We start from the raw sequence: 20,009 nt of genomic DNA on the forward strand, positions 1-20,009 counted from the left end.
GGTTCTGCACGGTATCGCCGTGGCGGGCCCGGTTCTGCACGGCATCGCCGGCCGCGGCGGGCCCGGGCAAAAAAGGCCGCCCGTCGATGACGAGCGGCCCGCATGCGCGCAGATGGCAGGGGTAGTAGGATTCGAACCCACATTGATGGCACCAAAAACCACTGTCCTAACCATTGGACGATACCCCTGTGCGTCCGCCATTGTACCAATAAGCCGGCACCTCCCGCCACCTCAAGCGACCTGAGCGAATAGCGCTCCGCCAGAATCCTGCGGATTTTACGCATCGCGTATAATGCGGCCCGAAATCGTTCCAATCGGTCAAATGGCTGCGTTATTATTGTGAGCGGTATTTTCTGGGACAAGCAAACTTCGCTTTTGGAGGCACATCCATGCCCATGACCGCGATCATTCTCGCCGCCGGCGAGGGTACGCGCATGAAGTCCCGTCACCCCAAGGTAATGCACAAACTGCTCGATCGCCCGCTCGTCTCGTGGGTCACGCGCGCGGCGCGCAACGCCGGGGCCGACCGCATCATCGTGGTCGTCGGCAACGGCGCCGCCGAGGTGCGCGCGCACCTCGCCTCCGAGACCGACGTCGAGTGCGTCGAGCAGACCGAGCGCCTGGGTACGGGACATGCGACCCGCGTAGCCATCGAAGCCGCGCACGTCACCGAGGGGCCCGTCGTCGTACTCAACGGCGACCTCCCGCTCATCGAGGCCGACACCATCCGCGCCTTCGCGGACTCCGTCGCCGACGGCGAGCACGCCTGCGCCATCCTGACCATGACCCCGCCCGACCCCTTCGGCTACGGCCGCGTGGAGCTCGCCGCAGACGGCACGGTCGAGCGCATCGTGGAGCAGAAGGACTGCACGCCCGAGCAGGACAAGAACCTCCTTGAGTGCAACGCCGGCTGCTACGCTTTCGACGGCGCTCTGCTGGCCAAGCACATCGGCGAGGTCGGCTGCGACAACGCGCAGCACGAGTATTACCTGCCCGACATGGTGCAGATCCTCCGCGAGCACGGCCACGCGACGACCATCACCCACTGCGACGACTACGTCGAGGGCCTGGGCGTCAACTCCCGTGTCCAGCTCGCCGAGCTCACCGAGCTCGCGCAGCAGAAGATCAACCGTCGCCTCATGGCGTCCGGCGTCACCATGCTCGACCCCAAGACCGTGTGGGTCGGGCCCGACGTGACCGTCGGCCGCGACACCGAGCTGCTCCCCATGACGATGCTCTGGGGCAAGACTACCATCGGCGAGGGCAACGTCATCGGGCCGAACACACGCCTGACCGACGTCACCGTAGGCGACAACAACTCCCTCGAGGAGACCGTCGGCGTCAACGTGACCTTCGACGACAACATCACCTGCGGCCCGCGCGCCTACCTGCGCGGCGGCGCGCACGTGCTCTCGGGCGCGCACATCGGCACCCACGTCGAGCTCAAGAACACCGTGGTCGGCGAGGGCTCCAAGGTCCCCCACCTCAGCTACATCGGTGACTGCCAGATGGGCGCCCACGTGAACATCGGCGGCGGCTCCATCACCTGCAACTACGACGGCGTCCACAAGAGCCGCACCACCATCGGCGACGGCGCCTTCATCGGCTCCGACACCATGATGGTCGCCCCCGTGAATATCGGGGCCGGCGCGATCACCGGCGCCAGCTCCTGCATCACCAAGGACGTGCCCGCCGACGCTCTGGCCGTTGAGCGCAGCGAGCAGTTCATGAAGGAAGGCTATGCCAGCAAGCGGCTCGAACGACTGAGGAAGGAAGCCTAACAGATGTACGAGAACCTAAGCGATCCCGCACCCATCAACACCGAGATCAAGCTCTACTCCGGCACCGGTAACCCTGAGCTGTCCAAGAGGATCGCGGACATCCTGCACCTCGAGCTCCAGGGCCTGACCACCGAGAAGTTCGCCAACGGCGAGACCTACGCGCGCTTCACCGAGTCGGTCCGCGGCGACGACGTCTTCTTTATCCAGACCATGGCCGGCGCCAACGTCAACGACCTGATCATGGAGACCCTGATCGTGGCCGATGCGGCCAAGCGCGCCTCTTGCCGCAAGTTCACCGCCGTCATCCCCCACTACGGCTACGCCCGCCAGGACCGCAAGGCCGCTCCGCGCGAGCCGATCACCGCGCGCCTCGTCGCAAACCTCCTCGAGGCCGCCGGCGTCGACCAGGTGATCACCGTTGACCTGCACCAGGGCCAGATCCAAGGCTTCTTCAACATCCCGGTCACGCACCTCACCGGCCTGTACCTGCTCGGCGACTACTTCAAGAAGAAGGACCTCGACTGGTCCGAGACCGTCGTCGTCAGCCCCGACATGGGCCGCGCCAAGGCCGCCAAGAAGCTCTCCGACTACCTCGGCTGCGAGGTCGCCATCGCCCACAAGAGCCGCCCGAAGCACAACCAGTCCGAGGTCATGGGCATCATCGGCGACATCAAGGACAAGACCTGCATCGTCAACGACGACATGATCGATACCGCGGGCACTCTCTGCGGCTCCGTCAAGAAGCTCAAGGAGATGGGTGCCGGCAAGATCTACGTCTGCGCCACCCACGGCATCTTCACCGACCCCGCCATCGAGCGCCTGCAGGAGGCTCCCATCGAGGAGTGCGTCGTCACCGACGTCATCCCCTGCGCCGTCGCTAACCAGCCGGGCTCCAAGATCAAGACGATCTCCATCGCCAACGAGCTCGCCGAGGCCATCTACAGCGTGTACACCAACAAGCCGATCTCCAACATCTTTGGCGGCGACCTGAACCTGTAATGACGAAAAGGGACTGTCCCTTTTCGTCATTTTGCGGGGCCGCCCGCGACGTGCGGGCGGCCCCGTTTTCTACTTCATTACCCACTTGGGCCAGTAATGTAGACATGAGCTGCGAGCACCATCGCTTCTCTGAAGGGAGTCATCGTGGCAAAAGCAGCCACCATCATGATTGTCTGCGGGCTCGGCAACCCCGACGCCGAGTATGAGCACACGCGCCACAACGCCGGTTTCGCGACGGTCGACGTCCTCGCCGAGAGCCACGGCGTGCGTTACTGGAAGAGCGAGGCGGGCGCGCAGACGGCCATGCTGTCGTGGCGCGACGCCGACGGCGAGAAGCGCGAGGTCATCCTCGCAAAGCCGATGAGCTACATGAATACCTCGGGCGGGCCCTTGTCCAAGCTCGCGCGGGCGCACCGCGTGCAGCCGGAGCAGATCCTCGTGGTCCACGACGAGGTCGACCTGCCCGCCGGCCAGGTCAAGGTCAAGCTCGGGGGCGGCCTGAACGCCCACAATGGCCTGCGCTCAATCGCCGACAAGCTCGGGAGCCGCAACTTCGCGCGCGTCCAGTTCGGCATCGGCCGCCCACCTGGAAAGATGCAGGTCGCCGACTACGTCCTGCGCGAGCTCAAGGGCAACTTCCTCGAGGAGTTCGAGGTGACGGCGCAGCAGGCGGCAGACGTCGTCGAGCGCGTGCTCACGGAGGGCGCGAAGTAGGGTCTGCCACGGCCTCACAGCTATCCCCCATACTAGAAGATCCCCCGGCGACGGTTCCCGAAGGAACCCGTCGCCGGGGGATCGTTTTTGCGGGCAGAGTATCCTACGCGCGAGGCTGGACTACTTCGTCAGCGCCTCGGTGATGGACGCGGCGGCCTTCTTGCCGGCGCCCATGGCGAGGATGACGGTCGCGGCACCGGTGACGATGTCGCCGCCGGCCCAGATGCGCGGGTCGGTCGTCTGGCCGGTCTCCTCGTCAGCGACGATGTAGCCCCACTTGTTGAGCTCCATCTTGCCGCCGATCTTCTTTGCGAAGGGGTTGGCGTTGGTGCCGATGGCGGAAATCGCGACGTCGCAGGGGATCGTCTCGACGGCGCCCTCGATGGGCACCGGGCGACGGCGGCCGGACTCGTCGGGCTCGCCGAGCTCCATCTTCTGGACCTTGACGGCGCAGACGGTGCCGTCCTCGCCGGCGATGAACTCGAGCGGCGAGACGAGCGGCATGACCTCGACGCCCTCGGCCTTCGCGTGGTGTAGCTCGGCGCGACGGGCGGGCATCTCGGCCTCGGTGCGGCGGTAGGCGATGATCGCGCGCTCGGCGCCCAGGCGCTTGGCGGTGCGGACGGCGTCCATGGCCACGTTGCCGCCGCCGAAGACGACGACGTTCTTGCCGTGCTTGGTCGGGGTGTCGTACTCCGGGAAGTTGTTCGCCTTCATGAGGTTCACGCGGGTGAGGTACTCGTTGGCGAAGAAGACGTTCGGCAGGTTCTCGCCGGGGACGTTGAGGAACTTCGGCAGGCCCGCGCCCGTGGCGACGTAGATGGCGTCGAAGCCCTGCTCGAAGAGCTCGTCGGCGTTGGTGATGTTGCCCACGACAGAGTTGTACTCGAACTTGACGCCCATCTCTTCCAGGCCGTCGATCTCGCGCTTGACGACCGCCTTCGGCAGACGGAACTCGGGGATGCCGTAGACGAGCACGCCGCCGCCGGTGAAGAACGCCTCGAAGACGGTGACGTCGAAGCCGTTGCGGGCCAGCTCGCCGGCGCAGGTGATGCCGGAGGGGCCGGAGCCGACGACGGCGACCTTCTTGCCGTTCTTGGGCTTCATCTGCGGCTTGGAGGCCAGCTCAGGCTGGTCGCCGACGAAGCGCTCGAGCTGACCGATGGCGACCGGCTCGCCCTTCTTGCCGCGGACGCACTTGCCCTCGCACTGGTTCTCCTGCGGGCAGACGCGGCCGCAGATGGCGGGGAGCATGGACTCCTCGCGGATGATGTCCAGGGCGCCGCCGTAGTTCTTCGCGCGGATCTGCTCGATGAACTTCGGGATGTTGATGTTGACCGGGCAGCCCTCGACGCAGAACGGGCGCTTGCAGTCCATGCAGCGCTCGGCCTCGGCCAGCGCCATCTCCTCGGTGAAGCCCTTGTCGACGGGACGGAAATCCTTCGCGCGCTCGTCGGCCGGCTCCTCGTTGTCCTTGGTGCGCGGGGACTTCATGTCCGGCACAAAGCGACCATTTACCTGTGGCATGCGCAGTTCGCCTCCTCATAGGCCTTGAGGGACTGGCCCTCCTCGGTACGGTATGCAGCCTGACGCGCGCGCAGGTCGTTCCAGTCGACCTTAGTGGCGTCGAAGTCGGGGCCGTCGACGCAGGCGAACTTCGTCTTGCCGTCGACCTCGACGCGGCAGCAGCCGCACATACCCGTGCCGTCGACCATGATGGGGTTGAGCGACGCGGTGATGGGGGTGTTGTACTTCTCGGCCGTCATGGCGGAGAACTTCATCATCGGGACGGGGCCGACGCAGAAGACCTGCTCGACGGCCTTGCTCTGAAGCAGGCGCTCGAGCGGGGCGGTAACCACGCCCTTCTCGCCGTAGGAGCCGTCGTCGGTGGTGATGTGAATGTGGTCGTCGTCGAGCAGCTCGCGGAACTGGTCCTCAAGCAGGAGAAGGTCCTTGGTGCGGGCGCCCATGATGGCGTGCACCTCGTGGCCGGTCTCGACCAGGTGCTTGGCCACGGGGAAGGCGATCGCAAGGCCGACGCCGCCGCCGATGACGGCACAAGGGCCCTCGGCCATCTCGGTGGGCATGCCCAAAGGACCGGTGACGTCCTTGAGCGAGTCGCCGGCCTCGTAGGAGGACAGCATCTCGGTGGTCTTGCCGATCACCATAAAGATGAACTCGACCCAGCCCTCCTCGGGGTTCCAGCCCGCCAGGGTGAACGGCACGCGCTCGCCCGTCTCGTTCGCGCGCACCATGAGGAACTGGCCGGCATGTGCATGCTTGGCCATCGCGGGCGCTTCGATGCGGAACTTGAACACCTTCTCCGAGAACTGCGTCTTGTCGAGGATCTTGTACATCAACGAACTCCTCTCCTGCTTTCATTGCCATGCGGCGAGGCCGAGGTCCCCACGGCCGATCGGCCACGTCAAAAACTCTGTAATTGTACCGCGAGCGGTAGGTAAGGCCTGTTGGAACCGCCGTTCACGGGCGAGAAGATGCCGTTGGCAGAAAGAAGGACGAGAGGGGATGTGCGACGGGCACGACGTGCGAGGCATGGCGGGGACGCGGAGTGCGAGGAGATAGCGGCCCAGACGGGGACGAGAGGGGCGCGGGCCTAGCCCAGCGGCGGCATCGGCTCCCAACCGGGGTCGCGCAGGATGCGGCGCGATTCCACGTAGCCGGCCCACAGGCGCGACCAGCCGCTGCGCAGGTGGCTGCGATCCACGATGAGGATCCGCAGCAGCTCCTTGGCGAAGTTCGCGAGCGTGCCCACGGCGTAGAGCGCAGGGTTGTAGTCGCCGTACACCTGAAAGTAGCGCGCGAGATAGGCGCGGTTGCGCGTGATGTAGTAGCGCGTCATGTCGCTCGCGGAGTTGAGCTGGCGCACGGAGCCGATCTCTTTGTTCGCGACCTCGCGGCGGCGGCTGAGCACGACGTCGGGGATGTAGTAGACGTCGGTGACCTTGCTCGCCACGTAGCCGAAGCACGCGTCGTCGAGGTAGATGAAGAAGCGCGGGTCGGGCAGGCCGGCCTTCTGGACCACGCGGCGCGAGAAGAAGCTGCCCTCGAAGCACAGGACGTTGCAGAGCTTGTACCTCTCGCCGGGGCGCCAGCCATCGCGCGAGAACGGGTTGTAGATGGCCAGGCCGGTCCAGAAGCGGTGTTGCCAGAAGAAGTGCCCGCCGTCGAAGTCGCGCCGGGTGCCCATGATCGCGTCGGACTCCTTAGACCAGCGCGCGAGCACGGCCAGGCCGTCGGGTTCGATGGCGACGTCGTCGTCCATCACCCAGAACCACTCGGCGCCGAGCTCGTAGGCGCGGCGCACGCCGGCGCTGAAGCCGCCCGCGCCGCCGGTGTTCTCCTCCATCGGGAGGTACACGACGCGCGAGGTGCCGCCCTCGTCGTCGGGGTCGTCGCCGGTAGGCCCCCACAGGGCGTTCGCGCGGGCCTCGAAGTCGCGGACGATGTCAGCCGTGAGCTGCGCGTTCTCGTTGTCGACGACCACCACGCGCCAAGGGGCGACGCTGGACTTCTCGATGGAGTCGAGAAGCTGCGAGAGGAGCTCCTGGCGCTTAAAGGTGACGATGACGATGGCGGGGCGGTTCATGAAGCGGCGCGTCCAATCGGTGGGCTGGTGTTGCTGACTTATTATAAGGGAGCTGGCTGCGAGGAGCGGGCGCGGAAAGCCACCCGTCCGCCGCCCGAAGGAGGGCCCATGAGCAACACCGTCCACGGCCGGGTCTCGGTCGTCGTCCCCATGTGCAACGTCGAGACGACGCTCGACCAGTGCCTGCTGAGCATTGAACGCCAGACCTACCCTGACCTGCAGATCATTTGCATGAACGACGGGTCGCGCGATCGCAGCTCCGCGATCGCGCACGGCCACGCCGCCCGCGACGCGCGGATCGTCGTGGTCGACAAGCCCAACGAGGGCTACGGCGCCACCTGCAACCGCGGCATCGCGCTGGCCGACGGCGAGTGGGTCGCCATCGTGGAGCCCGACGACTACCTCGACCCCGCGATGTACGAGCGGCTCGTCGGCTGCGCCGAGGGCGTCGCGGACGCTGGCGGCCGCGCGCCGGACGTCGTGCGGTGCGCGTACTGGCGCGTTTTCGAGGACGAGGCAGGCGGCGAGAGGCGCGTGAGCTGCCAGTACCTTCACCGGGTCAAGCCCGCGCAGCAGCCCTTCCGCATCGGCGACGGCATCGAGCTTCTGCTGCACCACCCCGCGATCTGGGCGGGCATGTACCGGCGCCAGTTCCTCGAGCGCGCCGGCGTGCGGTTCCGCGAGGTGCCGGGCGCGGGCTGGACGGACAACCCCTTCCTCATCGAGACGCTCTGCGCCACCGACGCCCTCGCCTACGTCGACGAGCCGCTCTACCTCTACCGAGAGCACGACCTGAACGACGCCGAGGCGCTCGCGCGCAAGTCGCCGCTGACGCCGCTTTCGCGCTGGAACGAGATGATGGACGCGGCCGAGAGGCTCGGCGTCACGGATGGGCGCGTGCTCGACGCGCTCGCGCTGCGCGGGGTCAACTACGCGATGATCACCGCGGACGCCGCAGGCGAGGACGCCCCGGGTGTGGCCGAGCTCGTCTCGCGCTCCATGGCGCGGCTGGAGCCCGCGAGGGTGTTCGGGCTGGCGGCGCTCTCCCCCGCCGCGAAGGGCTTCTTTGCGCGCGAGGTCGGCGTCGGGGCGCCGCGCGGGGGCGGGCTCGCCCGTGCGGGATACCTCGTACGGGAGGCCGCTTACCGGCTGCGCACGAACGGGCTCGGCTTCGTCGTCGACAACGTCCGCAGCCGCGCGAACCGGCTGTAGGTCTTTGAGGCGACCTTAGCAGCCGACTCCTGCGGCTGATCCAACAGTCGACTTCAGGAGAGACAAAAATCGAGGCCGTTCGCAGGCGGATAGTCTGCGAACGGCCTCGATTCGCTTCAAGCGGCGCCAACGGACCGCGAATCAGATGAAGGCGTCAGGCGCGAGGACGGCCGGAGCGCCGCGACGAGCCACCGAGAACAGGCGCGCCTGCATGATCGCCAACGAGACGTTTTGGCCCTTGATGGGCCCGACCAGCGCGCGGGCGGCGCCGTCGCTCGGCTGCCCCACGCTCGCTGCGAGGCGCGCGCGATCGTCGGAGATCATCTGGCCCACGAGCGCGCGGACCTCCTCAGGCTTCTCGCCTGAGCGGGTGTCGCACGCGATCGAGATGCACTGGGAAAGAAGCTCCAGGTAGCGACCTTGGAGCGTAGCCACGCTCGCGGCGTCGCCCTCGAGCCCCCAATCGGCGAGCAGCGATCTGACGGCCTCGTGCTCCCGGCCGAGCCCACGGTAGAGCCGCCGCGCCGACTCGACCCCGCCGAGCTCCACGTCGCGCTGGACGCGATACCCGCCGCCCACGATGGCGACGCGCTCGACCTCGCGCAGGTAGCCGTAGGTGAATCCGTGATCGGTGCCGCTGCCCGAGTCGAACTTGAGGCCCTCGGCGACCGCCCGGCCGCGGTCGAAGAGCTTCGCGCTCGCCGGGGCGAGGAGCCCCGAGGCGAGGTGCTGCCACGCGGCGGCGCGAAAATCGTGCTGGGTCCGGTAGATAGCCTCGGCGTCGGGGGACCTGAGCTCGACCGAGCGGCGCGGCGTGCTTATCTCCACCTCGGCGGACGCGACCACGAGGTCGACGTGCCCGCCCTCGGCGGTCTCCACGAGGCGCTGCAGGAAGGTCGGCTCGAGCCAGCCGTCTGCGTCCATGACGGTCACGTGTTCGCCGCGGGCATGGGAAAGCGCCAGGTCGAGGGCCGCCTCGCGCGTGCAGGGCGGGACGTGCTCGACGCTCACGCGCATATCGCGCTCGGCCGCCACGTCGAGCATCCGGGCGCTCCCATCCTCGGAGCCGGCGTCAACCGCGACGAGCTCGACGTTGCGGAGCGTCTGGTTCTGCACGCTCTCCACCGCGCGGCGCAGGGTTTTCTCGGCATCATGGACGCAAAGGAGGACCGATACCTGTGGTGATGTGGGAGAGAAGTGCTGCAACGGCTGCCTTTCGGATCGTATGGCCGTCTTGCCATTATCCGATGGCTTTATGCAGGTAAAGTGTGCGTCCACACCCTCCCTAAATCCCCACGTATCCGTCCCGCCTTCACTGGGTGAGGGTTAGACGAGAGTGGCGACGGAGGTGCACAGGGCGGTGCGATCGATGACCTGGAAGCCGGTCTGTTGCGTTGAACCGTCGTCGGCCTGGGCGACCTCAGGGACCAGCGGGGCGTCAACACGGTTGAAGTTCTCGGCGCCGACGGTCGTGGCCTTGGTGCCGACCTCGACGAGCTCGGCGGCCGTCATATCGGTGCGAAGCTTCATGAGCAGGGGCGTCGAGTCCGCGATGAACTTCGACGGGTCTGAGCCGGAAAGCGCCATGACCTGCTCGAGCACATCCTCGCTCGCCACGACGACGTGCGTGAACTTGATGTTGCACGCCGCGTTGAGCGGCACCACGCACGCGGCCGGGCCATGCGCCGCGCAGTAGTCGGCAAGCGTCGCGGCGTCCCCGCCGGTGCCGATCTTCGCGTCGAGCGGGATGGTGGCGAGCGACGCCACGGTCTGGGTCGTCTCGGACCCATCCTCGGCCTGCACGGGCTTCTCGTGCAGAAGGAGCACCTGCGCCTGCGTGACCTGCGTGCCCTTCTCCATATCGGATGCGTCCGCGACCGTGAGGAAGAGGATCTTCGTGAATGTGTCCTTCGAGATCTGATACTGGTCGTCGGTCACGACCATCGCGGACTCCTTGCCGACCTGCTTGCTGAGGTTGTAGTCCTGGAGGCGCGTCTCTTTGCTCACGCGATCGGCTACGTTGGTGATGACGAGGATGACCGCGACGGCCACGACCGCGAGAACGGCTCCGCCGATGATGTTCGTGAACGGGCCTGGCGTGGGCACATCGGTGCGCTCAAACCTCTCGCGCTTCCTAAAGAGCATGGGTACCGCCTTCCCGTGCGCATGCGCACGTGTGAATCCTTTTTTACAACAGGATACCTAACGCGCAGGCCGCGAGGCCCGCGAGAACCGAGACCGCGTATACCAGCACCGTGACGACGGCGTTCTGGCGCGCGTCCGCGTTCGTGCGCCACAAGACGAGCAGGCCCACGCCGCCGGAGGAAAGAAGCCCGGCGAGCATCGGGCCCGTGGCGAGCGTCCCCTCGAGGAACAGCTCCGCGATGGCGACGCTCGCGCCGCAGTTCGGGATGAGCCCGACCAACGCGGAGAGGAACGTGGCGCGCACGGGGTGGTCGGCGAGCGCGGCGCCGATGGCGTCCTCCCCCACCCCCTCGATAACCAGGCCGAACACGAGCGAGATCAGGAAGATGAACACCGTGACCTGCACCGTGTGGACGAGCGCGGAGCGCACGATGCCCCAGGCGCCGTGGTGATGAGCGTGACCGTGGTGGTCGCCGTGGCCGTGGCCGTCGCCATGCTCGACCTCCTCGGCGCCACCGCCCCGCTCGGCGCCCTCGCCCTCGTCAGCCTCTTCCGCCTCCTCGCAATGGCAGTGCTCGCGCTCGCAGAGCTCGTGGATGTGCGCGTGGCCATCGCCCGCGCGGTGCAGCAGGCGCAGCGCGACGTCGAGGACCAGGCCAGCCGCGATGCCGAGGACGACCTTGATGGCGATGATCACGAGCATCCGACCTGCAGGCGCCTGATGCGCGACGAAGACGGGGATCATCTCGTCCGAGGTCGAGAGGATGACCGCCACGAGCGTGCCGGCAGTGACCACGCGCCCGGCGTAGAGCGTCGCCGCCATCGCAGAGAACCCGCACTGGGGCAACGCGCCGAGCAGGCCGCCCACCACAGGTCCGGCGGCGCCCGCACGCTCGACGGCCTCCTTCACCTTATGGCTCGCGAGGTGCTCTAGCGCCTCCATGGCGAGGTACGTCACAAAGAGGAACGGCACGAGCTTGAGCGTGTCTATGACGGAATCGGCGAGAACGTCGACGAGAAGATCCAAGGTCGGCTTTCCTTTCTTCCGCGCGCCCGGAGGCGCCGCGAGGGGGTTTGGGCGTACGGCCACTTCCTACCAGGGAAGAAGCGACCCTTCCGGGTAATCGACAGCCATGAACGTTAGGCCGCGGGCAGGAGCGCAGGGGCCGGCGGCGGCGCGGTCGCGGGCGGCCAGGGCATCTGCCACCCAGGCCGCGTCGCGGTGTCCGCGCCCAACCTCGACGAGCGTACCCACGATGGTGCGGACCATGTTGTGCAGGAATGCGTTGCCTTCCACATCGACCGCCACGAGGCGCTCCGAGGCCTCCTCGACCTCGGCCACGTGCAGGCTCGCGATGTAACGGGAAGTCGGTTTATCCACAGCCGAGGCGGCCTTACAGAAGCTCTTGAAGTCATGCTCGCCCACGAGGGCTTGCGCCGCGGCGTCCATGGCGGCCGCGTCGAGCGAGCCCCTGTACCACCACGCGTGGTCCCAGGCCATGACCGGGCGCGCGTCGCCCGCACAGATCCGGTAGCGATAGCGCCGCATCTGAGCGTCGAACCGCGCAGAGAAGTCCGGAGCGGCGCGATATAGCTCTTGGACCGAGAGGTCATCGGGCGTGAGGGCGACGAGGCTCCTGCGCAGGCGGTCGCACGCGAGCTCGAGCTCGGGCGCGCTCACCGGGACGCTGACGTACTGTGCCACAGCATGGACGCCGGCGTCGGTGCGGCCAGCGCACGTGAGCTCGCAGGGACGGCGCAGCGCGCACTCGAGCGCGCGGCGGAGCTCACCGGCGACGGTCCGCTTCCCAGGCTGCTCCGCGAATCCGCAGAACCCCTCCCCGCGGTAACCGAGCCGTATGACGAGTGTCCCCTCGGCCGGGGCGTCCCCGACCGTCGGGATATCGCGCGGGACGTATTCGCGCACGTAGGCACCCATGAGCATATCCTCCGACATCTTAGAAAAAGGGCCCCGGCGCTAGGCCAGGGCCCTATGGGCACTTCGATGAGCTCCGCTTACTCAGCGGCGTTCTCCTCGGCGGGAGCCTCCTCGGCCTTGGGGGCCTCGGCGGGAGCGGCGACCTTGGAGACGGTGGTCTTCTTGGCCTTGGGGGTGACGGGCTCGGTGACGAGCTCCATCAGCACCATCTCGGCGGCATCGCCCTTGCGGGGGCCGAGCTTCATGATGCGGGTGTAGCCGCCGTTGCGGTCGGCCCACATGCCCTGAGCGGCCTTCTCGAAGACCTCGCGGACAATCTCCTTGTCGTTGAGCTTCGCGATGGCGAGGCGACGGGAGTGGATGTCGCCCTTCTTGGCCCAGGTGATGATCTTGTCGACGTCGCCGCGGATGGCCTTGGCGCGGGCATCGATCGTCTTGATTCGGTCGTTCGTGAACAGGGCGCACACAAGGCTGCGCTTCATGGCCTTGGTGTGCGAAGCGTCGGTGCCGAGCTTCATGCCCTTCTTCTTGTTGTGACGCATAACTGCTTCTCCTAAGCGTTCGGGCGCGCGTTAAGCCTTGAGGGAAAGCCCCATGCTCTCGAGCTTGTCCTTGACTTCCTCGATGGACTTGACGCCAAAGTTTCTGATGTTGAGAAGGTCGTTCTCGGAGAACTCCACGAGCTGGCGCACGGAGTGGATACCGGCGCGCTTCAGGCAGTTGTAGGAGCGGACGGAGAGGTCCAGGTCCTCAATCTGCTTGTCGAGCTCGATGTTGTCCTCGACCGTGTTGGTCGTGAAGATCGACGCATCCTCGACGGGCTCGTCCTCATCAGCGAGCGACATGAACGCGGCCATGTGCTGGTTGATGATGTTGGAGGCCTCGACGACGGCGTCACGCGGGGTGATGGAGCCGTTGGTCTCGACCTCGAGGACGAGGCGGTCGTAGTCGGTGCGGCGACCGACGCGGCAGTTCTCGACGACCTTGGCGCAACGACGGACGGGCGAGAAGAGCGAGTCGACGTGGATGATGCCGATGGGGTCGCTCTCGCGCTCGTTGTCCTCGTTGGACACGTAACCGCGGCCCATGCCGATGCGCATCCTCATGGTGAGGTGAGCGCCCTCGCCAAGGGTGCAGATGACGTGGCTCGGGTTGACGATCTCGAACTCGGCGGGGACGTCGAAGTCGCCGCCGGTCACGGTCATGGGGCCGTCGACCGAGATGGAGGCCTCCGCCTCGGAGCCGGTGCCCATGGAGCGGAAGACCAGTCCCTTGACGTTGAGCACGATGTCGGTGACGTCCTCGTAGACGCCCTCGACGGTCGTGAACTCATGCTGCACGCCGTCGATGGAGATGGCCTCGACTGCCGCGCCCTCGAGGGACGAGAGCAGCACGCGACGCAGGGAGTTGCCCAGCGTGTCGCCGTAGCCGCGCTCCAGCGGCTCGACGTTGATGCGAGCCAGGCTGTCGCTGATCTCCTCTACCGACACCTGCGGCCGGATGAAATCGGACATTGCTACCTCCAAACAGGGTCGGGCTTACTTGGAGTAGAGCTCGACGATGAGCTGAGCGTCGAGGTCCAGGTCGATCTGGTCGCGCGTGGGGACCTGAAGGACGGTGCCCTGGAGCTTCTCGATGTCAACCTCGAGCCAGCCGGGAACGGCCATGTGCTCGGAGGAGATGAGGGCCTCCTTGATGGGGAGCAGGTCCTTGTACTTGGGGGCCACGGCAATGACGTCGCCGGCCTTGACCTGCGCGGAAGGGATGTCGCAGCGGTGACCGTTCACGGTGATGTGGCCGTGACGGACGGTCTGGCGGGCCTCCTTGCGGGTGCGGGCGAAGCCGAGACGGAAGACGACGTTGTCCAGACGGCTCTCGAGGATGCTCATCAGGTTGTCGCCGGTGATGCCCTCGCGCTTAAGGGCGGCGTTGTAGTAACCGTGGAACTGGTTCTCGAGAACGCCGTAGATGAACTTGGCTTTCTGCTTCTCGCGAAGCTGCATGCCGTACTCGGACTCCTTGCGGCGACGCTTGGGCTCGCGGTGAGAAGTCTTGTTAATCCCCATCACAACGGGGTCGATGCCGAGCTGGCGGCACCTCTTGAGGACGGGAGTCCTATCAACTGCCATTGTTAAATCCTCCTAGAGCTACACGCGACGACGCTTGCTCAGACGGCAACCGTTGTGCGCGATGGGGGTCTTGTCCTGGATGCCCGAAACCTCGAGGCCGGCGGCCTGGAGGGATCGGATGGCGGTCTCGCGACCAGAGCCCGGGCCCTTCACGAAGACGGCGACCTTGTGCAGGCCGTGCTCCATGGCAGCCTTGGCAGCGGCCTCGGCGGCCAGCTGAGCTGCGAACGGCGTGGACTTACGGGAACCCTTGAAGCCGACGGTGCCACCGGACTGCCAGGAGATGACGTTACCCTGGGGATCGGTGATCGAGACGATCGTGTTGTTGAACGTGCTCTTGATGTGGGCCTGGCCCACAGCGATGTTCTTACGCTCGGAACGGCGGACGCGCGTGGTGCGAGCGTTCTTCTTCTGCGCCATGTTCTATATCCCCTGTCCTACTTCTTCTTGCCGCCGATTTGACGCTTCTTGCCCTTGCGGGTACGAGCGTTGGTGTGCGTGCGCTGGCCGCGGACGGGGAGGCCCTTGCGGTGACGGAGGCCGCGATAGCAGCCGATCTCCATCAGGCGGGCGATGTTCTGACGGGTCTCACGACGGAGGTCGCCCTCAGTCGTGTAGTGAGCGTCAATGAAATCGCGGATCTTGGTGACCTCGTCCTCGGTCAGATCCTTGACGCGGGTAGACGGATCAACGCCGGTCTCGGCGCAGATCTTGGTGGCAGTGGTGCGGCCGATGCCGAAAATGTAGGTGAGTCCGATCTCGACGCGCTTCTCGCGCGGGAGGTCGACGCCGTTAATACGGGCCAACTTGGTGCTCCTTCCTTAGCCCTGACGCTGCTTGTGGCGCGGGTTCTCGCAAATGACGTAAACCTTGCCGTGGCGACGAATGATCTTGCACTTGTCGCACATCTTCTTGACCGAAGGGCGTACCTTCATGACGTCATTCCTTTCGGTAGTGCTGATACGAACCTATGTACTCGCCCAGCCGCTGGCGTGATTTCCAGGCTGAGTGCCGCAGGCCTACTTGTAGCGGTAGGTGATGCGGCCGCGCGTGAGGTCGTAGGGAGAGATCTCCACGACGACCTTGTCGCCCGGGAGGATTCGGATGTAGTTCATCCTGATCTTTCCCGAGATGGTGCAGAGAATGGTCTTACCGTTCTCGAGCTCCACGTTGAACATAGCGTTAGGCAGGGGCTCGACGACCCTGCCCTCGAGTTCGATTGCGTCTTGCTTGCTCAAGTTAATCCCTCTCTACGCCGTGACAGCGACTAATAAATATATCGAAAATTCACGGATGCGTCCACGTGCTTGACAAGGCTTCACAAGTGAACCACATGCAGGAGTTGGAGGACGCTGGGCGCGCCGTGAGCCGAGAACCCCTTGCGTGCGCAAAGTGACCTCGCGCGCTGCGCGCGCTCAGAAGCACTTTGCTTGCACGCAGGGGGACTCCCGGCCAGAACCGTTCTCGGCTATTGCTCGCCGCCTTGCATGGGGCACCAGGGGCCTTGGTCGTCGGCGGTGAGGATCACGGGGCCGTCGGCGGTGATGGCGACGGTGTTCTCGTAGTGCGCCGCCGCGCCGCCGTCGCAGGTGACGACGGTCCAGCCGTTGCCGAGCGTGCGGCAATCGTAGGAACCCATGGTGATCATGGGCTCGATGGCGATGACCATGCCCGGCTGGAGCTTGACGCCGCGGCCGCGCTTGCCGTAGTTGCGGACCTCGGGGTCCTCGTGCATCTCGCGACCAACGCCGTGACCGACGTAGTCGCGGACGACGCCGAAGCCGTTGGACTCGGCGAGCTCCTGGATGGCGGCGCCGATGTCGCCAAGGCGGTTGCCGGGAACGGCCTGCTCGATGCCGGCCTTCAGGCAGTCGCGCGTGACCTCGCACAGAGCGCGGGAAGCCTCGGAGGGCTCGCCGCAGTAGAAGGTCCAGGCGTTGTCCCCCACCCAGCCTTGGTAGGTAGCGCCGGTGTCGATGGAGAGGATGTCACCCTCCTTGAGCACGACGGCCTCGGACGGGATGCCGTGGACGATCTGCTCGTTCACCGAGGAACAGATGCTGCCGGGGAACCCGCCGTAGCCCTTGAAGGTGGGCTTGCCGCCATGAAGACGGATGTAGTTCTCGACCGCTTGGTCGATCGCGAGGGTGGTCACCCCGGGGACAACCATGGTCCCAGCTAGACGAAGGGCCGCCTTGGACAGTGCCCCGGCGGCCTTCATCTGCTCGATCTGTTGAGGATCTTTGCGCTTGATCATAGACCCAGGAGATCCTTGACGTCGGCGTAGACCGCGTCGACGGGACGATCTCCGTCGACCTCCTTGAGGATGGAGTGGCCCCGGTAGTACTCGACCAGCGGGGCGGTCTGGGTGTGATACGTGTCGAGGCGACGCTGGATCGTCTCGGGCTTGTCGTCATCGCGCTGGTACATCTCGCCGGAGCAGCGGGGGCACACGTCGGTGCCGGCCGGGGCGGTGTAGCCGCAGGACTTGCAGGTGCGGCGCGACGAGAGGCGACCGACGACAGCCTCATCGGGAACGCTGACGAGCAGCGCGGCGTCGAGGTCGCGACCCATGTCGGCGAGCTCGGAGTCGAGCGCGACGGCCTGGGCGGTGTTGCGCGGGAAGCCGTCGAGGATGAAGCCCTTCTGGGCATCATCGGAGTCGAGGCGCTCCTTGACGAGGTCGATGACGAGCTGGTCGGGCACGAGCTGGCCGGACTCCATGTAGGACTTGGCCTGGACGCCGAGCTCCGAGCCGGCCTTGACGGCCGCGCGGAGCAGGTCGCCGGTGGAGATGTGGGCGAAGCCGAACTCCTCCACGAGCTTCTGGCCCTGGGTGCCCTTGCCGGCGCCGGGGGCGCCAAGAAGAACGATGTTCATAAGGCCGTACCTTTCTAACCTAAGTGGCGAAAACCCGAACCCGCAGGCGGCTTACTTGAAGAAGCCGTCGTAGTTGTGCATCTTGAGCTGGCTCTCCAGGGAGGAGAGCGTGTCCATCGCGACGCCGACCATGATGAGGACCGAGGTGCCGCCGAAGGCCTGGATCAGCGAGTTGCCGGTGAACCAGAAGATGATCGACGGGACGACGGCGAGGACGGCCATAAAGAGGGCGCCCGGCAGGGTCACGTGGTCGATGGTGCTCTTGATGTAGTTGGCGGTAGCGGCGCCGGGGCGGACACCCGGGATGAAGCCGCCCTGCTTGCGAAGCTGATCGGCGGTCTCCTCGGGGTTGAACACCATCGAGGAGTAGAAGTACGCGAAGCCGACGATCAGGAGCACCGAGAGGATCCAGTTGATCCAGCCGGCGGACAGCGCGTTCGCCACGGCCTGGACCCACTCGACGCCAGGGAAGAACACCGCGAGCTGGGCCGGCAGATACAGGATCGCCGAAGCGAAGATGATCGGCACGACGCCGGCGGTGTTGACCTTGATCGGCAGATAGGTGGCCTGGCCACCCATCACGCGACGACCCACGACGCGCTTGGCGTACTGGATCGGGATGCGGCGCTGGCCGCGCTCCACGTACACGATGATGGGGATGATGGCGACGATGACGACCATGGTAACCACGGTCAGGATCACGTTGCCGTTGTTGGCCACCGAGGAGATCAGTGAGGTGGGCAGGCCGCTCATGATGTTCGCGAAGATGATGAGCGACATACCGTTGCCGATCCCGCGCTGGGTGATGACCTCGCCGAGCCACATGATAACGATGGCGCCGACAAGCATCGTGAAGACCACGATGAAGTTCTCGAGGCCCTCAGCGATCCCCATGTTCGAGAAGCTCACGCCGTAGCTCTTGAACAGGAAGAGGTAGCCGACCGAGGAGATGAGGGCGAGGCCGATCGTGAGGTAGCGCGTGTACTGCGTGATCTTGCGCTGACCGGACTCGCCCTCCTTTGCAAGCTCGCCGAGCGACGGGATCACGGCCTGCATGAGCTGCAGAATGATCTGCGCGGTGATGTAGGGCATGATGCCGAGGCTGAACACGGACATGCGGGAAAGCGCGCCGCCTGAGAACAGGTTGAGCACGGCCATAGCGCCGTTGGAGGAGAGTCCCGACTGGTAGGCCGAGAGCATGTCCTGGAACGGCACTCCCGGAACGGGGAGATACGCGCCGAAGCGGTACAGCAGGAGGATTCCCACGGTAAGAAGGAGCTTATTCCTCAGTTCCGGAACGCGAAAAGCGTTGGCGATTCCCTTTAGCACGCCTGCTCGACCTTTCCTCCGGCCGCCTCAATCTTGGCCTGGGCAGAGGCGGAGACCTTGTCGACCTTGACGGTGAGCTTCTTGGTGAGCTCGCCGTCGCCGAGGACCTTCACGAGCTGGTAGTCGTGCTTGATGACGCCCTTCTCGACGAGGGAGGCGCCGTCGACGGTCTCGCCGTCGGCGTAGAGGGCCTCGAGGCGAGAGAGGTTCACCGGCGCGTACTCGACGCGGCAGTGGTTGGTGAAGCCGGGGAGCTTAGGCAGGCGCATGGCGAGCGGCTGCTGGCCGCCCTCGAAGCCCTTGCCCTTGCCGCCGCCGGAGCGGGAAAGCTGGCCCTTGGTGCCGCGACCCGCAGTGGTGCCGTGGCCGGACGAGTTGCCGCGGCCGATGCGCTTGCGGTTCTTGCGGGAGCCCTCCGCGGGGCGCAGATCGTTGAGCTGCATTGGTTGACTCCTAGTTCTCTTCCACGTTGACGAGGTGCTTGATCTTGAAGATCATGCCGCGGATGCCCGGGTTGTCCGGCTGCTCGACGGAATCGCCGATCTTGCGGAGGCCGAGGGCCTTGGCGGTTGCGGTCTGGTCCTTCTTGACGCCGCACTGGGCGGAGCGGACCAGGGTGATCTTGAGGGACTGAGCCATCTTTAGTTCTCCTTACCGACGAACATCTCGCCCACGGTCAGGCCGCGACGCTCAGCGGTCTGCTCGGGGGTAGAGAGCTCCTTCAGACCCTCGGCAGCAGCCTTGATCATGTTCAGGGCGTTGTTGGTGCCGAGCGACTTGGAGAGGACGTTGGTGATGCCGGCAAGCTCGAAGAGCGGGCGGACAGGGCCGCCGGCGATGACACCGGTACCCTCGATAGCCGGCTTGATGAGGACGCGGCCCGCGCCGTAGTGGCCCTCGACGGCGTGCGGCACGGAGCCGGCCTCGGTGACCTCGACGTGGAACATGTTCTTCTTTGCGTCCTCGACGGCCTTGGAAATAGCCAGGGGCACCTCGGCGGACTTGCCGAGGCCGAGGCCCACGTTGCCCTTGCCGTCGCCGACAACGACGAGCGCGAGCAGAGACATACGACGGCCGCCCTTGACGGTCTTCGAAACGCGGTGGATGAAGACGACGCGCTCCTGAAGATCCGTATCCTGCTGGCGCTTACGATCTCGTGCCATTGAATCCTCCTAGAACTTCAGGCCCGCGTTGCGGGCACCGTCTGCGAGAGCCTTGACGCGGCCGTGATAGATGCGGCCGCCACGGTCGAACGTGACCTCGGTGACGCCCTT

The 20,009-nt window shown here is 65.9% G+C and carries 25 protein-coding genes and 1 tRNA gene; 4 read left to right on the forward strand and 22 right to left on the reverse strand.

The features are described 5' to 3' along the window. Positions 1-113: 113 nt before the first annotated feature. A tRNA-Gln gene (locus tag ACT84W_RS00025) sits at positions 114-188 on the reverse strand. Positions 189-389: 201 nt separating this feature from the next. Here ACT84W_RS00025 and glmU point away from each other — a divergent pair. The 3 genes from glmU (at position 390) to pth (ending at position 3,494) form a co-directional block, all read left to right on the forward strand. After that, entirely contained in the window at positions 390-1,781 is a 1,392-nt protein-coding gene (glmU, locus tag ACT84W_RS00030) for a bifunctional UDP-N-acetylglucosamine diphosphorylase/glucosamine-1-phosphate N-acetyltransferase GlmU (RefSeq protein ID WP_444327812.1), read from the forward strand. A 3-nt stretch (positions 1,782-1,784) separates the two neighbouring features. Next, positions 1,785-2,780: a ribose-phosphate diphosphokinase gene (locus ACT84W_RS00035; protein WP_417574992.1), complete on the forward strand. Its 996-nt coding sequence runs from the start codon at positions 1,785-1,787 to the stop codon at positions 2,778-2,780. Between the two features lie 165 nt (positions 2,781-2,945). After that, entirely contained in the window at positions 2,946-3,494 is a 549-nt protein-coding gene (gene pth, locus ACT84W_RS00040) for an aminoacyl-tRNA hydrolase (RefSeq protein WP_444327828.1), read from the forward strand. Positions 3,495-3,614: 120 nt separating this feature from the next. Here pth and gltA read toward each other — a convergent pair whose 3' ends face one another. From gltA to ACT84W_RS00055, 3 genes are all read right to left on the reverse strand, one after another. After that, positions 3,615-5,021, reverse strand: coding sequence for an NADPH-dependent glutamate synthase (gene gltA, locus ACT84W_RS00045; RefSeq protein ID WP_417574993.1), 1,407 nt, complete (start codon positions 5,019-5,021; stop codon positions 3,615-3,617). Next, positions 5,009-5,851, reverse strand: coding sequence for a sulfide/dihydroorotate dehydrogenase-like FAD/NAD-binding protein (locus tag ACT84W_RS00050; RefSeq protein ID WP_444327813.1), 843 nt, complete (start codon positions 5,849-5,851; stop codon positions 5,009-5,011). Before ACT84W_RS00050 ends, gltA begins: the two co-directional genes overlap by 13 nt. 257 nt (positions 5,852-6,108) lie before the next feature. Further along, on the reverse strand, positions 6,109-7,101 hold the full coding sequence (locus ACT84W_RS00055) for a glycosyltransferase (protein ID WP_417574995.1): 993 nt from the start codon (positions 7,099-7,101) through the stop codon (positions 6,109-6,111). A 108-nt stretch (positions 7,102-7,209) separates the two neighbouring features. Here ACT84W_RS00055 and ACT84W_RS00060 point away from each other — a divergent pair, with 108 nt between their 5' ends. Next, positions 7,210-8,313 (forward strand): glycosyltransferase, encoded by a 1,104-nt coding sequence (locus tag ACT84W_RS00060; RefSeq protein WP_444327814.1) that lies wholly within the window; start codon positions 7,210-7,212, stop codon positions 8,311-8,313. Between the two features lie 141 nt (positions 8,314-8,454). Here the strand turns inward: ACT84W_RS00060 and ACT84W_RS00065 are convergent, their stop codons facing one another. From ACT84W_RS00065 to ACT84W_RS00150, 18 genes are all read right to left on the reverse strand, one after another. Beyond that, positions 8,455-9,591, reverse strand: a complete 1,137-nt coding sequence (locus tag ACT84W_RS00065) for a glycosyltransferase family 2 protein (RefSeq protein ID WP_444327815.1) — start codon at positions 9,589-9,591, stop codon at positions 8,455-8,457. 48 nt (positions 9,592-9,639) lie between these two features. Then, on the reverse strand, positions 9,640-10,458 hold the full coding sequence (locus tag ACT84W_RS00070) for a hypothetical protein (protein ID WP_417574998.1): 819 nt from the start codon (positions 10,456-10,458) through the stop codon (positions 9,640-9,642). Between the two features lie 43 nt (positions 10,459-10,501). Then, entirely contained in the window at positions 10,502-11,485 is a 984-nt protein-coding gene (locus ACT84W_RS00075) for a putative manganese transporter (protein ID WP_444327816.1), read from the reverse strand. 66 nt (positions 11,486-11,551) lie between these two features. Continuing rightward, positions 11,552-12,397 (reverse strand): tRNA pseudouridine(38-40) synthase TruA, encoded by an 846-nt coding sequence (truA, locus tag ACT84W_RS00080; RefSeq protein WP_444327817.1) that lies wholly within the window; start codon positions 12,395-12,397, stop codon positions 11,552-11,554. Positions 12,398-12,474: 77 nt separating this feature from the next. Beyond that, positions 12,475-12,939, reverse strand: a complete 465-nt coding sequence (gene rplQ, locus ACT84W_RS00085; RefSeq protein ID WP_417575001.1) for a 50S ribosomal protein L17 — start codon at positions 12,937-12,939, stop codon at positions 12,475-12,477. A gap of 30 nt (positions 12,940-12,969) precedes the next feature. Then, a complete protein-coding gene (locus ACT84W_RS00090) occupies positions 12,970-13,911 on the reverse strand; it encodes a DNA-directed RNA polymerase subunit alpha (RefSeq protein WP_417575002.1) in 942 nt (313 codons plus the stop codon). 24 nt (positions 13,912-13,935) lie between these two features. Further along, entirely contained in the window at positions 13,936-14,526 is a 591-nt protein-coding gene (rpsD, locus tag ACT84W_RS00095; RefSeq protein ID WP_417575003.1) for a 30S ribosomal protein S4, read from the reverse strand. Positions 14,527-14,544: 18 nt separating this feature from the next. Then, the gene (rpsK, locus tag ACT84W_RS00100) at positions 14,545-14,946 is read right to left on the reverse strand and encodes a 30S ribosomal protein S11 (RefSeq protein ID WP_117205647.1); all 402 of its coding nucleotides are present in this window, start codon (positions 14,944-14,946) and stop codon (positions 14,545-14,547) included. A gap of 17 nt (positions 14,947-14,963) precedes the next feature. After that, entirely contained in the window at positions 14,964-15,332 is a 369-nt protein-coding gene (gene rpsM / locus ACT84W_RS00105; protein ID WP_417575004.1) for a 30S ribosomal protein S13, read from the reverse strand. Between the two features lie 15 nt (positions 15,333-15,347). After that, positions 15,348-15,461 carry a 50S ribosomal protein L36 gene (gene rpmJ / locus ACT84W_RS00110; RefSeq protein ID WP_013252436.1) on the reverse strand — a complete coding sequence of 38 codons (114 nt, stop codon included), beginning with the start codon at positions 15,459-15,461 and terminating at the stop codon, positions 15,348-15,350. A gap of 84 nt (positions 15,462-15,545) precedes the next feature. After that, positions 15,546-15,764 carry a translation initiation factor IF-1 gene (infA, locus tag ACT84W_RS00115; RefSeq protein WP_417575005.1) on the reverse strand — a complete coding sequence of 73 codons (219 nt, stop codon included), beginning with the start codon at positions 15,762-15,764 and terminating at the stop codon, positions 15,546-15,548. 230 nt (positions 15,765-15,994) lie between these two features. Then, entirely contained in the window at positions 15,995-16,783 is a 789-nt protein-coding gene (gene map / locus ACT84W_RS00120; protein ID WP_417575006.1) for a type I methionyl aminopeptidase, read from the reverse strand. Further along, positions 16,780-17,406: an adenylate kinase gene (locus ACT84W_RS00125; protein WP_417575007.1), complete on the reverse strand. Its 627-nt coding sequence runs from the start codon at positions 17,404-17,406 to the stop codon at positions 16,780-16,782. Before ACT84W_RS00125 ends, map begins: the two co-directional genes overlap by 4 nt. 51 nt (positions 17,407-17,457) lie before the next feature. Continuing rightward, entirely contained in the window at positions 17,458-18,735 is a 1,278-nt protein-coding gene (gene secY, locus ACT84W_RS00130; RefSeq protein WP_417575008.1) for a preprotein translocase subunit SecY, read from the reverse strand. Then, positions 18,729-19,178, reverse strand: a complete 450-nt coding sequence (gene rplO, locus ACT84W_RS00135) for a 50S ribosomal protein L15 (protein WP_417575009.1) — start codon at positions 19,176-19,178, stop codon at positions 18,729-18,731. Before rplO ends, secY begins: the two co-directional genes overlap by 7 nt. A 10-nt stretch (positions 19,179-19,188) precedes the next feature. Next, positions 19,189-19,374 (reverse strand): 50S ribosomal protein L30, encoded by a 186-nt coding sequence (gene rpmD, locus ACT84W_RS00140; protein WP_417575010.1) that lies wholly within the window; start codon positions 19,372-19,374, stop codon positions 19,189-19,191. 2 nt (positions 19,375-19,376) lie between these two features. Further along, on the reverse strand, positions 19,377-19,898 hold the full coding sequence (rpsE, locus tag ACT84W_RS00145) for a 30S ribosomal protein S5 (protein WP_417575011.1): 522 nt from the start codon (positions 19,896-19,898) through the stop codon (positions 19,377-19,379). A 9-nt stretch (positions 19,899-19,907) separates the two neighbouring features. Continuing rightward, a partial coding sequence (locus ACT84W_RS00150; protein ID WP_444327829.1) for a 50S ribosomal protein L18 occupies positions 19,908-20,009 on the reverse strand: 102 nt, incomplete at its 5' end.

The organism is Paratractidigestivibacter sp. (assembly GCF_052362415.1).
Taxonomy (GTDB): Bacteria; Actinomycetota; Coriobacteriia; order Coriobacteriales; family Atopobiaceae; genus Paratractidigestivibacter.

What these genes read in the sequence shown, in the direction of transcription:
- glmU (WP_444327812.1), top strand. Translation starts at nt 390, where the DNA reads ATGCCCATGACCGCGATCATTCTCGCCGCCGGCGAGGGTACGCGCATG.
- ACT84W_RS00035 (WP_417574992.1), top strand. Translation starts at nt 1,785, where the DNA reads ATGTACGAGAACCTAAGCGATCCCGCACCCATCAACACCGAGATCAAG.
- pth (WP_444327828.1), top strand. Translation starts at nt 2,946, where the DNA reads ATGATTGTCTGCGGGCTCGGCAACCCCGACGCCGAGTATGAGCACACG.
- gltA (WP_417574993.1), bottom strand. Translation starts at nt 5,021, where the DNA reads ATGCCACAGGTAAATGGTCGCTTTGTGCCGGACATGAAGTCCCCGCGC.
- ACT84W_RS00050 (WP_444327813.1), bottom strand. Translation starts at nt 5,851, where the DNA reads ATGTACAAGATCCTCGACAAGACGCAGTTCTCGGAGAAGGTGTTCAAG.
- ACT84W_RS00055 (WP_417574995.1), bottom strand. Translation starts at nt 7,101, where the DNA reads ATGAACCGCCCCGCCATCGTCATCGTCACCTTTAAGCGCCAGGAGCTC.
- ACT84W_RS00060 (WP_444327814.1), top strand. Translation starts at nt 7,210, where the DNA reads ATGAGCAACACCGTCCACGGCCGGGTCTCGGTCGTCGTCCCCATGTGC.
- ACT84W_RS00070 (WP_417574998.1), bottom strand. Translation starts at nt 10,458, where the DNA reads ATGCTCTTTAGGAAGCGCGAGAGGTTTGAGCGCACCGATGTGCCCACG.
- truA (WP_444327817.1), bottom strand. Translation starts at nt 12,397, where the DNA reads ATGGGTGCCTACGTGCGCGAATACGTCCCGCGCGATATCCCGACGGTC.
- rplQ (WP_417575001.1), bottom strand. Translation starts at nt 12,939, where the DNA reads ATGCGTCACAACAAGAAGAAGGGCATGAAGCTCGGCACCGACGCTTCG.
- ACT84W_RS00090 (WP_417575002.1), bottom strand. Translation starts at nt 13,911, where the DNA reads ATGTCCGATTTCATCCGGCCGCAGGTGTCGGTAGAGGAGATCAGCGAC.
- rpsD (WP_417575003.1), bottom strand. Translation starts at nt 14,526, where the DNA reads ATGGCAGTTGATAGGACTCCCGTCCTCAAGAGGTGCCGCCAGCTCGGC.
- rpsK (WP_117205647.1), bottom strand. Translation starts at nt 14,946, where the DNA reads ATGGCGCAGAAGAAGAACGCTCGCACCACGCGCGTCCGCCGTTCCGAG.
- rpmJ (WP_013252436.1), bottom strand. Translation starts at nt 15,461, where the DNA reads ATGAAGGTACGCCCTTCGGTCAAGAAGATGTGCGACAAGTGCAAGATC.
- map (WP_417575006.1), bottom strand. Translation starts at nt 16,783, where the DNA reads ATGATCAAGCGCAAAGATCCTCAACAGATCGAGCAGATGAAGGCCGCC.
- ACT84W_RS00125 (WP_417575007.1), bottom strand. Translation starts at nt 17,406, where the DNA reads ATGAACATCGTTCTTCTTGGCGCCCCCGGCGCCGGCAAGGGCACCCAG.
- rplO (WP_417575009.1), bottom strand. Translation starts at nt 19,178, where the DNA reads ATGCAGCTCAACGATCTGCGCCCCGCGGAGGGCTCCCGCAAGAACCGC.
- rpmD (WP_417575010.1), bottom strand. Translation starts at nt 19,374, where the DNA reads ATGGCTCAGTCCCTCAAGATCACCCTGGTCCGCTCCGCCCAGTGCGGC.
- rpsE (WP_417575011.1), bottom strand. Translation starts at nt 19,898, where the DNA reads ATGGCACGAGATCGTAAGCGCCAGCAGGATACGGATCTTCAGGAGCGC.